We start from the raw sequence: 13964 nt of genomic DNA, 5'->3' as shown, positions 1-13964 counted from the left end.
CTGACCACAAAGCGGTTGCGTTTGACGGCGCCTGCGGTGACAAGGCCCGCATGCTCTCCATCACCGACATCTCGATCCGGCTGGCCGGCCGGCTTCTGATCGACAACAGTTCCGTGCAGATCATTCCCGGCGCCCGTGTCGGCCTGGTCGGCCGCAACGGCACCGGAAAATCAACGCTGTTCAAGGCGATCCGCGGCGAGCTCGCTTTGGAAAGCGGCGCGATCGGCGTGCCGCCGCGCTGGCGGATCGGCAGCCTGGCGCAGGAGGCGCCGAACGGACCGGAAAGCCTGATCGAGGTCGTGCTCAAGGCCGATCTCGAGCGCGATGCGCTGCTGCGCGAAGCGGATCTTGCCACCGATCCGCATCGGATCGCCGAAATCCAGACCCGGCTCGTCGATATCGACGCGCATTCGGCGCCGGCGCGCGCGGCCGCGATCTTAAGCGGCCTCGGTTTTTCGACCGCCGACCAGGCCCGCGCCTGTGCCGAATTTTCCGGCGGCTGGCGCATGCGGGTGGCTCTGGCGGCGACCCTGTTCGCCGCGCCCGACCTTCTGCTGCTGGACGAGCCGACCAACTATCTCGATCTCGAAGGCACGCTGTGGCTGGAGGATCATCTCGCGCATTATCCGCGCACCGTGATCGTGATCAGCCACGACCGCGACCTGTTGGAAACCTCGGTCGACCAGATCCTGCATCTCGAACGTGGCAAGCTGACGCTGTACCGCGGCAGCTATTCTTCGTTCGAGGAGCAGCGCGCCACGCGCGAAATGCTCGACGCCAAGGCGGTCAAGCGGCAGGAGGCGGAGCGGGCGCGGTTGCAGGATTTCGTCAACCGCTTCAAGGCCAAGGCGTCCAAGGCGCGTCAGGCGCAGTCCCGCGTCAAGATGCTGGAGCGAATGAAGCCGATCACAGCGCTGGTGACGCAGGATGTGCAGGAGATCAGCTTCCCGCCACCGGAGAAGACGCTGTCGCCGCCGATCATCGCGGTCGACAATGTCTCGGTCGGCTACGATCCGTCCCAGCCGGTGCTCAGCCGCGTCACCTTGCGGATCGACAATGACGACCGCGTTGCGCTGCTTGGCGCCAATGGCAACGGCAAGTCGACGCTGGTGAAGCTGCTCGCCGGCCGGCTGGCGCCGTTTTCCGGCAACGTCACCCGCGCCGACAAGCTTTCAATCGCCTATTTCGCGCAGCATCAGCTCGACGAGCTCGACGAGAGCGGCTCACCCTACAGCCACGTGCGCAAGCTGATGCCGGAGGCGCCGGAATCGAAGATCCGAGCCCGCGCGGGGGCAATTGGCTTTTCCGGCAAGGCCGCCGATACGCTCGTGAGCAGCCTGTCCGGCGGCGAGAAGGCCCGGCTGCTCCTGGGCCTGGCGACCTTCTTCGGTCCCAATATGATCATCCTGGACGAGCCGACCAACCATCTCGACATCGACAGCCGCGCGGCGCTGGCGGAGGCGATCAATGAATTTCCAGGCGCGGTGATCATGGTCTCGCACGACCGCTACCTGATCGAAGCCTGTGCCGACCAGCTCTGGGTGGTTGCCGATCGCGCCGTGAAGAATTTCGACGGCGATCTCGACGATTACCGCCGCATGGTGCTGTCGACCCGCAACAGCCCATCCGCACGCGAGACCGAGCGGCCGCGCGCGGCCGAGAAGCCACAGTTGCCGCGTAGCGAGAAGCGCGGCTCGCTGAAGCAGAAGATCGCGGCCGCAGAAGCCGAGATCGCGCGCATCACCGACATCATCGCCAAGATCGACACGGCGCTTTCGCTGCCCGACATCTTCACCCGCGATCCCAAGCAGGCGGCGCAACTCTCGAAAGCGCGCGCCAACGCGACCGAAGCGCTCGCGCGCGCCGAGGAGCAATGGTTCGAGGCAAGCAGCGCCTATGAGGATGCGACGGGTTAGTGCGGCAAATGCCGCTCAGGTAGCCGCCCGCTTCTTGCCCTTCGGCTTGGCGACCTTCGGCGGCGGGCCGGCATCCGGGGCCTTTTCGACCGCGCTCAGCCGCCCACCGGTGAAGGTGTAGATGCCGGCACGCGCACCGTGCAGCCAGGTGACGGTGGCGACGCGCGCCTCGCCTGCACCGGAGACATTGACGCTGTCGGGTGCGCCGATGCCACGGACCACGTCGCATTCGGTATGGCCGAGCGCGACGGTGCCGGCCGACGGCGGCGGCCCGCCCGCACCATCGGCCGAAGCGTTGGCGTCAGCCGGTCCGCCGGATGGCGACATGCCGGGGCATCCACCCTCCGCGCTGACGAGATCCTCAGCCACGACCGGCTTGTCCGGGCTCAAAGGCGGCGCGTCGATGGAGATGTTGCGGATGAACAGACGGCCCGGCCGTGAGAACCATTCGGCGTCCTTTGACAGGAGGTCGGATGCGCCCGAGCAGCCGGACACGGCCGACGCGAGCGCGAGGAACGCCAAAGCGCGCGTAAGTTTTCTGATGTCGTCTCGCACGATCAACCTTGCCGCGTTGCAACCTGTTCCAGGTGAATTGAAGTTCTTGCCAGGAGCGCCGTAACGTGTTGTCCCACCATCCCTTTGCGGCACGTTCGTGGCCTTGCCAATGCCGCGTCGAGAAAATGCTGATATCATTAACTGCGACGGCTCGCTATTGCCGCCGCTGCCAGCGCCCCCGCTCGTCAGCCTGCCAATAGGTGACCTCGAATCCCCGCGCCTTGCAATCCGTCCAGGCCACGCGAGCACTCGCGAGCGCGTCGGGATCGTCACCATTGAAGACCAGGACCATGCGTTGATAGCTATCTGCATCAGCAGGCAGCGGCGCGTTGTCCACAAGGAAGCGAACATGGGCGCCGTTGGGGTTGCCCTCTTCCGCGGAAAGCACGATCGGCTGGTCCGCCACATCGGCCACGCGCCAAGTGGCATGCGGTAGAAACGAATCGTCACGATAGGTCCACAAATGTGCATCCAGCGCATCGGTCCGCTCCGGCGACGTCGCCTGCACCACCACCCGCCAGCCCCGCTCGAGGGATTTCTCCAGCAGCGGCGGCAACACGTTTTCCAACGACATGTTTTGCAGATGGTAGAACAGAACCTCGGTCATCCCGAAACCTACCGTTTGGCTTCGTAGAAGTCGGCGACCAGCCGATCCAAGAGCCGCACGCCGTAGCCCGACCCCCAGCTCTGGTTGATCTCGGATTTCGGCGCGCCCATCGCAGTGCCCGCGATGTCGAGATGCGCCCACGGCGTGTCGTTCACGAAGCGCTGCAGAAACTGCGCTGCCGTGATCGAGCCGCCATGGCGCGAGCCGGTGTTCTTCATGTCGGCGAACTGCGAATCGATCAGCTTGTCGTATTCGGGGCCGAGCGGCATCCGCCAGACCTTCTCGCCGGTTTCCTGCCCGGCCGTGACCAGCCGCTCCGCGAGTTCATCATTATTGGAGAACAGGCCGGCGTGTTCGGTGCCGAGCGCGACCAGGATTGCGCCGGTCAGCGTTGCCAGGTCGATCATGAATTTGGGCTTGTACTTGGTCGCGACGTACCAGAGCACATCGGCGAGCACCAGCCGCCCCTCGGCATCGGTGTTGATGATCTCGATGGTCTGGCCGGACATCGAGGTCACGATATCGCCCGGGCGCTGGGCATTGCCGTCCGGCATGTTCTCCACCAGCCCGATCGCGCCGACCACGTTGACCTTGGCCTTGCGCGCAGCCAGCGCGTGCATCAGGCCGACCACACAGGCCGCGCCGCCCATATCACCCTTCATGTCCTCCATGCTGCCGGACGGCTTGATCGAGATGCCGCCGGTATCGAAGCAGACGCCCTTGCCGATGAAGGCCACCGGCGCCTCGCCGCGCTTGCCGCCGTCGTAGCGCATCACGACGGTGCGGCCCGGCCGCGCCGAGCCCTGGGCGACGCCGAGCAGCGCGCCCATCCCGAGCTTCTTCATCGCGGGCACATCGAGCACATCCACGGTGACATCGAGCTTGCGCAAGGCCGTGGCGCGCTTGGCGAATTCTTCCGGAAAGAGCACGTTGGGCGGCTCGTTGACGAGATCCCTGGCGATGATCACGCCATCGGCAATGTGTGATCGCGGCAAGAAGGCCTTCTTTGCGGCCGCGACGTCGGCCACGGCGATCGAGATGGTGGCCCGGAGCCCGCCCTCCTCGTCCTTTTTCTTGGTCTTGTAGCGGTCGAAGCGATAGCCGCGCAGCCGGATGCCGGTCGCGAGCGCGCTGATCTGATCCGGCGTCATGGCCGCTTCTGGCAGTTCGGCGAATACCGTCACCGCCTCACTATTCGCATTGAGCTTTCCGGCTAAACTGCCGCCATATTTCAGGAAATCCTTGTCCTTGAGATCCTTGTCCTTGCCATCCTTGTTGCTGTCCTTGGGCTTGCCGGTCCCGATCACGATCAAACGCTGAATCTGGATTCCCTCGGGCGCCAGCATATCAAGAACCGCCCCGTCCTTGCCCTTGAACTGCCCGGCGCTTGCCGCCCGTTTGATCAGGTCGGGCGCCAGCCCGAGCGCCTTCGCGGTCGCAGGCCCGATTCGCAGCGATTCGTCGCAGAACACCACCACGATACCGCGCAGCGCGGCCGACATCGGGACGAATCCGACCTTGACGGCATCGGACATCAAGCAATCCTCCAAATCATCATCAGAAGCCGCCGACGCCTTTCCGCCCATATCGGGGAGCAAGACGTGGTTGGCGGCGTTTGGGAACCTCAGGTGACAACACTATGACCCGCCTTCAGCGGCGCTGCCAAGCGCCGCGTGGCCAGCGCGCCACAATAGTTAAATTTTAAGCATATTATTACCGCGCCATGGCACAGCCATTTTGTTGACGGATCAAAGGGATGGTAATGAGATTCTTGGCCTTCTGCGGGGGTGTTCGGCCCGTAGGCTAAGGGCCCTCTTTAGGGGTAATCTACGGGTGCTCGTCGGGGGGCGGCGGGCGGGTTCGTGCGGGTCAAGATGGGGTCGATCGACAGGTATATTTTCCGCACGACGCTCACGTCGTTTGCGGTGGTCCTGATCAGCCTGACAGGCGTGATCTGGATTACGCAGGCGTTGCGCGGCATCGACCTGATGACGAGCCAGGGCCAGACCATCGTGACCTTCCTGGGCATCACAGGTCTGGTCATCCCGTCCCTGATCGGTGTCATTTCACCGATCGCGGTCATGATCGCAGTCTCGCATACCCTGAACAAGCTCGCGACCGATTCCGAGATCATCGTGATGAACGCGGCTGGCATGTCGCCATTCCGACTGTTCCGGCCTTTCGTCTATGCCACCTGCGCGGTCGCGGTGCTGGTGACCTTCATCGCCGCCTATCTGGCGCCCGACGGTCTGCGCCGGATCAAGCAATGGGACGCCGAGATCACCGCGGACGTGCTTGCCAACATTCTACAGCCCGGACGTTTTGCTCAGCTGGATCAAAATCTCACGATCCGCATCCGGGAGCGCAAGCCGGGTGGCGAGCTTGCCGGGATCCTGATCGACGACCGCCGCGATCCGAAGGAGCGAATCACCATCCTCGCCGACCACGGCACCGTGGTGAAGAATGGCGACGGCTCGTTCCTGGTGCTCGAGGACGGCAATCTCGAGCGGTTCGAGGTCGGCAAGCGTGATCCGGCGCTGGTGGCGTTCGCCCGCTATGCGTTCGACATGTCGAAATTCTCCAACCAGGGCCATGACGTGACGCTCGGCATTCGCGAGCGCTATCTGTGGGAATTGATGGCCCCGTCGGAAGACGACCCGATCTACAAGCAAATTCCGGGACAGTTCAGGCAGGAGTTGCATGACCGCTTCCTGGCGCCGATCTATCCCTTTGCCTTTGCGGCGCTGACTTTTGCGTTTCTGGGCGCCCCGCGCACCACCCGTCAGAGCCGCAACTTCTCGATGGGCAGCGCGATTCTCACGGTGTTCGGCGTGCGCATGGCGGGCTTTGCCTGCTCGGTCATGACGGTGAAAACCCCGATTGCGGCGCTGCTGCAATACGTCATGCTGTTCGGCGTGATCGGCCTCTCCGTCTGGATCATCGTGGGCGGCGTGGTGGTCGAGCCGCCGCCGGCGCTGATGGAAGCCATCAATCGCTCCAATGCGCGCATCGCGCGGCTGTTCCGAAGGCCGGCCGCCGCATGAGCATGGTCACCAACACCCTTGGGCGTTATTTCGCGGGCCGTTTCGTGGTCTCGGCGGTCGGCGTATTCGCGAGCATTTTCGTGCTGCTCGTGCTGGTCGATTACATCGAGATGGTGCGCAAGACCTCCGGCCTCGCCTCCGCCTCGGCGCTGATGGTGGCCGAAACCTCGCTGTTTCGCGTGCCGCAGCTGCTCGAGAAGATGATGCCGTTCTGCGTGCTGATCGGCGCCATGACCTGCTATCTCGCGCTATCGCGCCGCCTCGAACTGGTGGTGGCCCGCGCGGCGGGCGTCTCGGCCTGGCAGTTCATTGCCCCCGCGCTTACCAGCGCGATCGTGCTCGGCGTGCTCGCCACGATCGCCTACAACCCGATGTCGGCCAATCTGCGCGAGCAGTCGAAGCAGATGGAGGCGGAGCTGTTTGGCTCGGCCCCGGGCGGCGGCATCCAGGATGCTTCGGGCTTCTGGCTCAATCAGGTCAACCCGGACGGTGCCGTGGTCATCAATGCCGCGCGCAGCGAACAGCAGGGCGTGCGGCTGACCGGTCTCACCCTGTTTCGTTTCGACAACGAGAATCACTTCAAGGAGCGCATCGAGGCGCGCGAAGCAACGCTCGAGGAAGGGCATTGGGTCTTCCGCACCGTGCGCCGATTCTCGCTCGATGAACCGCCGGTCGATCAGGCGACCTTCGTGCTGCCGACCAGCCTGACCCCGGCGCAGGTCCGCAACAGCTTTTCCACCCCCGAAACTGTGTCGTTTTGGCAACTTCCGAGCTACATCCGCTCATCGGAAAGCTCAGGCTTCGCGACCGCAGGCTATCGTCTGCAGTATCATAAGTTGATTGCGCAGCCATTTTTGCTGGCTGCGATGGTCATGCTGGCAGCCTCCGTCAGCCTCCGGTTCTTCCGAATGGGCGGCGTGCAAAAGATGGTTTTGAGTGGCGTGGGCGCCGGCTTTCTGCTCTATGTGTTGTCGAAAGTGACTGAAGATTTGAGCAAGGCTGGGTTGATGGATCCGATCGCTGCGGCGTGGCTCCCCGTGTTCGTGGGTGGCCTCACCGGATTTATGGCCTTGCTCTACCAGGAGGACGGTTAGTGCCGATCGTCGCCGTCCGACAATCAGCTCTTGCCGTGGCCCGGCAGCAAGCTGTTGCGCGCCGCGTGCGTGCGTGCGCGTCCGTCGTCCTGGGTCCCCTGCTTGCGTTTGCATTGACGCTCGCGGCTGCCGTCGCGCTCGATCTCGTCGCCGTGGCGCCGGCCGCAGCCCAGGGATTCAATTACAATCCGCGCCCGCCAAAGGCGACGCCGCCTCGGGTGGCGAACGACAACCAGATGCTGGTGCAGGCGACCGAGGTCGACTACGACTACAACAACTCACGGGTGTTGGCGGTCGGCAACGTCCAGCTGTTCTACAACGGCACTTCGGTCGAAGCCGACCGGGTGATCTACGACCAGAAGACCAAGCGGCTGCGTGCGGAGGGTAACATCCGCATGACCGACGCCGACGGCAAGATCACCTACGCCAACAGCCTCGACCTCTCCGACGACTATCGCGACGGCTTCGTCGATTCGCTGCGCGTCGAGACTGAGGACCAGACGCGGATGGCGGCGACCCGCGCCGACCGCTCCAGCGGCAATTACACCGTGTTCGAAAACGGCGTCTACACGGCGTGCGCGCCGTGCAAGGACAATCCGAAAAAGCCCCCGCTCTGGCAGGTCAAGGGGGCCCGGATCATCCACGACCAGAACGAGAAGATGCTCTACTTCGAGAACGCCCAGCTCGAGTTCTTCGGCGTTCCGATGGCCTATATGCCGTACTTCTCGACGCCGGACCCGACCGTGAAGCGCAAGAGCGGCTTCCTGATGCCGGGCTACACCTCGTCGGCGGGCTACGGCTTCGGCGTCGAGATCCCGTATTATTGGGCGATCGCGCCCGATTATGATGCGACCTTCGCTCCGCGCATCACCTCGAAACAGGGCGTGTTGCTGCAGGCGGAATTCCGTCAGCGCCTGAGCAATGGTGCCTACCAGGTCAAGCTGTACGGCATCGATCAGCTCGATCGGAACGCCTTCGCCGGCCAGCCCGGCGACCGCCAGTTCCGCGGCGGCGTCGAGACGCATGGTCAGTTTGCGCTCAACGACAAATGGGCGTTCGGTTTCGATGGCATCGCGCTGTCCGACTACTACTTCATGTCGGACTACCGGCTGTCGCAGTTCAAGGACCCCTACAACGCGTTCATGAACCTGCCGACCGAAGCGATTTCGCAGCTTTATCTGACCGGCGTCGGCAATCGCAGCTTCTTCGACGCGCGCACGATGTATTTCCTGAGCTTCTCGGGCAATCAGCAGAACGTGCCGGTCGTCTATCCGGTGATCGACTACCAGAACGTCTTCAACTATTCGATCCTGGGCGGAGAGGTCAGCTACAAGACCAACTTCGTCAATTTGTCGCGCCAGACGGCGTCGTTCGATGCGATCAACACGACGGCCAGCACCAACGGCCTGTGCTCGGTCGCCTCGGCTGATCCGATGGCGCGCCTGCCCACGCAATGTCTGCTGCGCGGGGCGCCCGGCACCTATACCCGCGCCACCGCCGAGGTTCAGTGGCGCCGTTCCTACACAGACTCGATCGGTCAGATCTGGACGCCGTTCGCGATCCTGCGCGCCGACGCGATCAATTCTGACATCTCGAACCAGCCGGGCGTGGCGAACTTCCTGCCGACCGGAGACACCCAAGCGCTGCGGGTGATGCCCACCGTCGGCCTGGAATATCGCTATCCCTTCATCAACGTGCAGCCGTGGGGCACCACGACGATCGAGCCGATCGCCCAGGTCATCGTTCGCCCGAACGAGACCTATGCCGGCCGGCTGCCGAACGAGGACGCGCAAAGTCTGGTGTTCGACACCTCGAACCTGTTCGCGGTCGACAAGTTCTCCGGCTACGACCGCGTCGAAGGCGGCGGACGCGCCAATGTCGGCGTCCAGGCCACCACGCAGTTCGACCGCGGCGGAACCGTCAAGGCGGTGTTCGGGCAGTCCTACCAGCTGTTCGGCATGAACTCCTTCGCGGTGCGCGACGCCACCAATACCGGCGTCGATTCCGGCCTGCAGCGGACGGCCTCCGATTATGTCGCGAGCGTCGATTATTCGCCCAACCGGACCTATACGTTCAGCGTTCGCTCCCGCTTCGACGAGCAGACCCTGAGCGTGCAGCGCTTCGAGGCGGAAGCCAGGGCCAATTTCGACCGCTGGTCGGTCGGCGTGACCTATGGCGATTACGCGGCCCAGCCCGATATCGGCTATCTGACCCGCCGCGAGGGCATCCTCGGCACCGGCTCGCTCAAGGTCTCCTCCAACTGGGTCGTGACCGGAGCGGCGCGCTGGGACCTCCAGGCCAACAAGATCAACCAATATGTCGTCGGCGCAGGCTATGTGGACGATTGCTTCACGCTGGGCGCGAGCTATGTAACCTCCTACAATTACACGGTGGGAACCGCGGCCCCGACGCTCAACAAGACATACATGCTGACGATCGGTCTGCGGACCCTTGCCAATACGTCCGTGGGCTTCTAACAGCTGCGGGGGCAGGTGTTGGGAGGGGGCATTCGACTTCGGTCGAAGACACACCGCTTCACGTTTGAATCCGTTGCGAACAGCGAAGCTTGGTCATGACGATTGCTCTCTCTCTCCTTCGGTCTGTTGCGGCGGGCTGCATCGCCGCAGCCTGTCTCGCCTGCAGCGCCGTGGCGGCTCACGCCCAAAGCATCGTCGTCATGGTCAATGGCGACCCCATCACCGATTACGACATCGAGCAGCGCACCAAGCTGAACTTCCTCAGCACGCATAAGCAGCAGTCCCGCCAGGAAGTGCTCAACGAGCTGATCGACGAGAAGGTGAAGATCAAGGAGGGCAAGAAGTTCGGCGTCGAGCCCTCCGCGTCCGACATCGATTCCTCCTTTGCCAATATGGGCTCGCGCATGCGGCTGTCGCCTGATCAGCTGGCGAAGTCGCTGGAGAGCCAGGGGATCCGGCCGGAAACCCTGAAAGCGCGCATCAAGGCGGAAATGGTTTGGACCAGCCTGGTGCGCGGACGTTACAAGGAAAGGCTTCAGGTCGGCGAGAAGGACGTCGCGGCGGCAGTCGCAGCCGCAGGCGGTGACGCCGAACAGCAGGGCCAGGCCTTCGAGTACAAGATGCAGCCGATCGTGCTGATCGTGCCCAAGGGATCGGCGCAGAGTGCGTTCGAGGCGCGCCAGAAGGATGCGGAGTCGCTGCGTACGCGCGTCCAGAGCTGCCAGGAAGCCAATTCCTATTTCCGCTCCATGCAGAACGCGGCGATCAAGGAGATCGTGGTCAAGACCTCGGCCGACATTCCGCCGAACTTGCGGAAACTGCTCGACGACACGCCCATCGGCCATCTCACCCCGCCAGAAGTGACCAAGCAGGGGGTCGAAATGGTCGCGCTTTGCGCGCGCAATCCGACCACCGTCGATACGCCGAAAAAGCGCGAGATCCGCGAGAAGATGTACACCGAGAAATATGAGGCGACGTCGAAGGCCTATCTGCAGGAAGTGCGCAGGGCGGCGATGATCGAATATCGCTGATGGGCAGCCCGCTCGCGCTGACACTGGGCGAACCCGCAGGGATTGGACCCGACATCACGCTCAAGGCCTGGGAACGCCGCAAGGAGCTTCAGCTTCCGCCGTTCTATCTGCTGGGCGATCCGGATTTCCTGGCCCAGCGCGCCAAGCTGCTCGGGCTTGACGTGCCGATCGTCGCCACCGAGCCCAAAGCCGCTGCCGGTGCTTTCCCTGAGGCGTTGCCGGTGGTTCACACCGGGGTCACCACGACCGCCCTTCCCGGCCGCCCGGATCAGACCAGCGCAGCCTCCGCCATCGCCTCGATCCGCGGCGCCGTCGACGACGTCAAGGCCGGCCGCGCCAGCGCCATGGTCACCAACCCGATCGCAAAAGCGGTGCTGTATCGCGCCGGCTTCCGCCATCCCGGCCACACGGAATTCCTCGCCGAACTCGCGGCCGTGAACGGCAAGGTCCCGCAGCCGGTGATGATGCTGTGGTCGCCCGTGCTGGCCGTGGTGCCCGTGACCATCCACGTGGCCTTGCGTGAGGCGATCGAGCAGCTGACCAGCCCGCTGATCACCTCGACCGCCCGCATCGTCGCGGCCAGCCTGCGACACTATTTCGGCGTCGCGCGGCCGCGTCTTGCGATCTCCGGGCTCAACCCGCATGCGGGAGAGGACGGCACCCTCGGCAGCGAGGACGATGAAATCATTGCGCCTGCGATTGCGACCTTGCGTAATGCGGGGCTCGATGTGCGGGGGCCGCTGCCGGCCGACACGATGTTTCATGAGGCGGCGCGCCGGAATTATGATTGCGCGATCTGCATGTATCACGACCAGGCGCTGATCCCGATCAAGACCTTGGCCTTCGATGAGGGCGTCAACGTCACCTTGGGCCTGCCCTTCGTCCGCACTTCGCCCGATCATGGCACCGCGTTCGGAATTGCCGGTCGCGGCAGCGCCGATCCGACCAGCCTGATCGCCGCGCTGCGGCTCGCGGCGCGGATGGCCGCATCCTCCTCATGAGCGCGATCGATGACCTGCCGCCGCTGCGCGAGGTCATTCGCGAACATTCGCTCTCGGCCCGCAAATCGCTGGGGCAGAATTTCCTGCTCGATCTCAACCTCACCGCGCGGATCGCGCGCGCAGCGGCGCCGCTGGATGACGCGACCGTGGTCGAGATCGGCCCCGGACCGGGCGGCCTGACGCGCGCTCTGCTCGCGCTCGGGGCCAGGCATGTGATCGCCGTGGAGCATGACGAGCGCGCGATTCCGGCGCTGGAGATGATCGCGAAACGCTATCCAGGCCGGCTCGAGATCGTCTGCACCGATGCCCGGACGTTCGATCCCAAACCCTATCTCGGCACGACCAAGGCGAAGATCGTCGCCAACCTGCCCTACAATATCGCGACCAACCTCCTGGTCGGCTGGCTCTCGCTCGAGCCCTGGCCGCCCTGGTACGACATGATGGTCTTGATGTTTCAGCGCGAGGTCGCCGAGCGCATCGTCGCGCGCGAAAACGAGGAAGCCTATGGGCGGCTTGGCGTGCTCGCGAACTGGCGCTGCGAGACCAAGATCCTGTTCGACATCTCGCCGTCGGCTTTCGTGCCGCAGCCCAAGGTGACCTCCTCCGTGGTGCGCCTGGTCCCCCGCGCCGCGCCCGAACCTTGCGACCGTCGCGCGCTCGAGCAGGTGGCGGCGGCCGCCTTCGGGCAGCGCCGCAAGATGCTGCGGCAGAGCCTGAAATCGCTGCCCGCCGATCCGGCGCGGCTGGCTGCTGCAGCCGGCGTCGATCCGACCCGCCGCGCCGAGACCATTCCGATCTCCGGCTTTGTTGCCATGGCGCGCGAATTGACCAATATGCGGTCCGAGACCACGGATCGAAGCAATAAGAGCTAGGGAGGCAACCGATGGCGTTGATGCGCCGGCAGTCACTGGTCAAGTTCGACGCGCCGCTTTGCGAAACCATCGTCGAGACCCCGAAACCGCAGGGACGCGAGGTTCTGGTTCGCATCGAGCGTTGCGGCCTCTGCCATTCCGATCTGCACATCCAGGACGGCTATGCCGATCTCGGCGGCGGCAAGCGGCTCGACACGACGCGCGGCATGACGCTGCCGTTCACGCTCGGGCACGAGATCGCCGGCATCGTCGAGGAAGCCGGTCCCGACGTGCCGAAGGAGCTGATCGGCGCCAAGCGCGCAGTCTTCCCCTGGATCGGCTGCGGGCAATGCCGCGATTGCGCCAATGGCGACGAGAATCTCTGCATCAAGCAGCGCTTTCTCGGCGTCTCGATCGACGGCGGCTTCGCCAGTCATGTGCTGGTGCCCGACGCCAAATATCTGCTCGAATACGATCCGCTCCCGGTCAACCAGGCCGCGACCTTGATGTGCTCCGGCGTCACCGCCTATGGCGCGCTGAAGCGGCTGGTAGACCGGCCGCGGCAACGCAACCTGCTGCTGATCGGTCTCGGCGGGGTCGGCATGATGGGCCTGTCGTTTGCGCAGGCGATGTTCAAGCAGCCGATCTCGGTTGCCGACCTCAGCGCGGCCGCCCGCGAAACAGCGTTAAACAGCGGCGCCGCCGTTGCCTACGACCCGGCGGAGCCGGAGGTCACAAGGCGCATCCTGAAGGAGACCGATGGCGGCTTCGACGAGGTCGTCGACTTCGCTGGCAATGAGAAGTCGATGGCGTTCGCGGTCTCAGTGCTCGCACGTGGCGGCAAGGTCGTGGTCTCCGGCCTGATGGGCGGGCAGTTCACCCTGCCGATGGTGCAATGGGTCTACAAGCGCATGACCATCGAGGGCTTCATGGTCGGCACGCTGGCCGAAGCCCACGAGCTGATGGCGCTCGCGCGCTCCGGCAAGATCAAGCCGGCGCCGATGCGGGAAGAGCCGATGGGCGACGTCCAGAAATGGATCGATGCGCTGCGCGCGGGCCAGGTGGTCGGCCGCGTCGTGCTCAAGAACTGACGATTGCGCAGAGCTGCTGACCTGCGGCGCGCGTTGCGCCGCCGCAAGCATTTTCGCTCCTGCAAAGCCGCTGACGTTGGCGGCGAAAATGATTGAAACAGAGGGGCGAGAACGACGCACGCTCGTCGGCGGATTTGACGCTCGCAAACGGGCCTGCGGCAAACTGACACGGATGACAGAGCCGGACACGAGCCTCACGCATCGCAGATTTGCGCGCGCAATGGTGCAGAGATCACGGTACGGCGGTGCCGTGTTGTGGGAAAAATGCCGCAATCACAAATGAAAAAAGCGGGCCGG

At 64.2% G+C, this 13964-nt stretch carries 11 protein-coding genes; 8 read left to right on the top strand and 3 right to left on the bottom strand.

What is annotated here, in order from left to right:
• Window positions 1-50: 50 nt before the first annotated feature.
• Entirely contained in the window at window positions 51-1916 is a 1866-nt protein-coding gene (locus ACQR1W_RS00465; RefSeq protein ID WP_434848991.1) for an ABC-F family ATP-binding cassette domain-containing protein, read from the top strand.
• A 15-nt stretch (window positions 1917-1931) separates the two neighbouring features.
• Here the strand turns inward: ACQR1W_RS00465 and ACQR1W_RS00460 are convergent, their stop codons facing one another.
• From ACQR1W_RS00460 to ACQR1W_RS00450, 3 genes are all read right to left on the bottom strand, one after another.
• Window positions 1932-2471: a hypothetical protein gene (locus ACQR1W_RS00460; RefSeq protein ID WP_434848990.1), complete on the bottom strand. Its 540-nt coding sequence runs from the start codon at window positions 2469-2471 to the stop codon at window positions 1932-1934.
• A 154-nt stretch (window positions 2472-2625) separates the two neighbouring features.
• Entirely contained in the window at window positions 2626-3078 is a 453-nt protein-coding gene (locus tag ACQR1W_RS00455; protein ID WP_008970205.1) for a DNA polymerase III subunit chi, read from the bottom strand.
• Between the two features lie 8 nt (window positions 3079-3086).
• On the bottom strand, window positions 3087-4613 hold the full coding sequence (locus ACQR1W_RS00450) for a leucyl aminopeptidase (RefSeq protein ID WP_434848989.1): 1527 nt from the start codon (window positions 4611-4613) through the stop codon (window positions 3087-3089).
• A gap of 339 nt (window positions 4614-4952) precedes the next feature.
• On the opposite strand from ACQR1W_RS00450, the gene lptF reads away from it, so the two are divergent.
• From lptF to ACQR1W_RS00415, 7 genes are all read left to right on the top strand, one after another.
• Window positions 4953-6122, top strand: coding sequence for an LPS export ABC transporter permease LptF (lptF, locus tag ACQR1W_RS00445; protein WP_008970203.1), 1170 nt, complete (start codon window positions 4953-4955; stop codon window positions 6120-6122).
• A complete protein-coding gene (gene lptG / locus ACQR1W_RS00440; protein WP_008970202.1) occupies window positions 6119-7216 on the top strand; it encodes an LPS export ABC transporter permease LptG in 1098 nt (365 codons plus the stop codon). The genes lptF and lptG overlap by 4 nt, the downstream gene beginning before the upstream one ends.
• The gene (locus tag ACQR1W_RS00435) at window positions 7216-9693 is read left to right on the top strand and encodes an LPS-assembly protein LptD (RefSeq protein WP_434848988.1); all 2478 of its coding nucleotides are present in this window, start codon (window positions 7216-7218) and stop codon (window positions 9691-9693) included. Before lptG ends, ACQR1W_RS00435 begins: the two co-directional genes overlap by 1 nt.
• Window positions 9694-9761: 68 nt before the next feature.
• Window positions 9762-10724 (top strand): SurA N-terminal domain-containing protein, encoded by a 963-nt coding sequence (locus ACQR1W_RS00430; RefSeq protein WP_434849691.1) that lies wholly within the window; start codon window positions 9762-9764, stop codon window positions 10722-10724.
• Window positions 10724-11725, top strand: coding sequence for a 4-hydroxythreonine-4-phosphate dehydrogenase PdxA (gene pdxA / locus ACQR1W_RS00425; protein ID WP_434848987.1), 1002 nt, complete (start codon window positions 10724-10726; stop codon window positions 11723-11725). Before ACQR1W_RS00430 ends, pdxA begins: the two co-directional genes overlap by 1 nt.
• A complete protein-coding gene (gene rsmA / locus ACQR1W_RS00420; protein WP_434848986.1) occupies window positions 11722-12597 on the top strand; it encodes a 16S rRNA (adenine(1518)-N(6)/adenine(1519)-N(6))-dimethyltransferase RsmA in 876 nt (291 codons plus the stop codon). The genes pdxA and rsmA overlap by 4 nt, the downstream gene beginning before the upstream one ends.
• 11 nt (window positions 12598-12608) lie before the next feature.
• Entirely contained in the window at window positions 12609-13667 is a 1059-nt protein-coding gene (locus ACQR1W_RS00415; protein ID WP_434848985.1) for an alcohol dehydrogenase, read from the top strand.
• Window positions 13668-13964: the final 297 nt, after the last annotated feature.

Origin of the sequence: Bradyrhizobium sp. HKCCYLS1011 (assembly GCF_051167795.1) — a bacterium.
In the GTDB taxonomy this organism is placed as follows: domain Bacteria; phylum Pseudomonadota; class Alphaproteobacteria; order Rhizobiales; family Xanthobacteraceae; genus Bradyrhizobium.
Note: the sequence above shows the minus strand (reverse complement) of the source record. Positions and strands in the feature narration are given on the sequence as shown.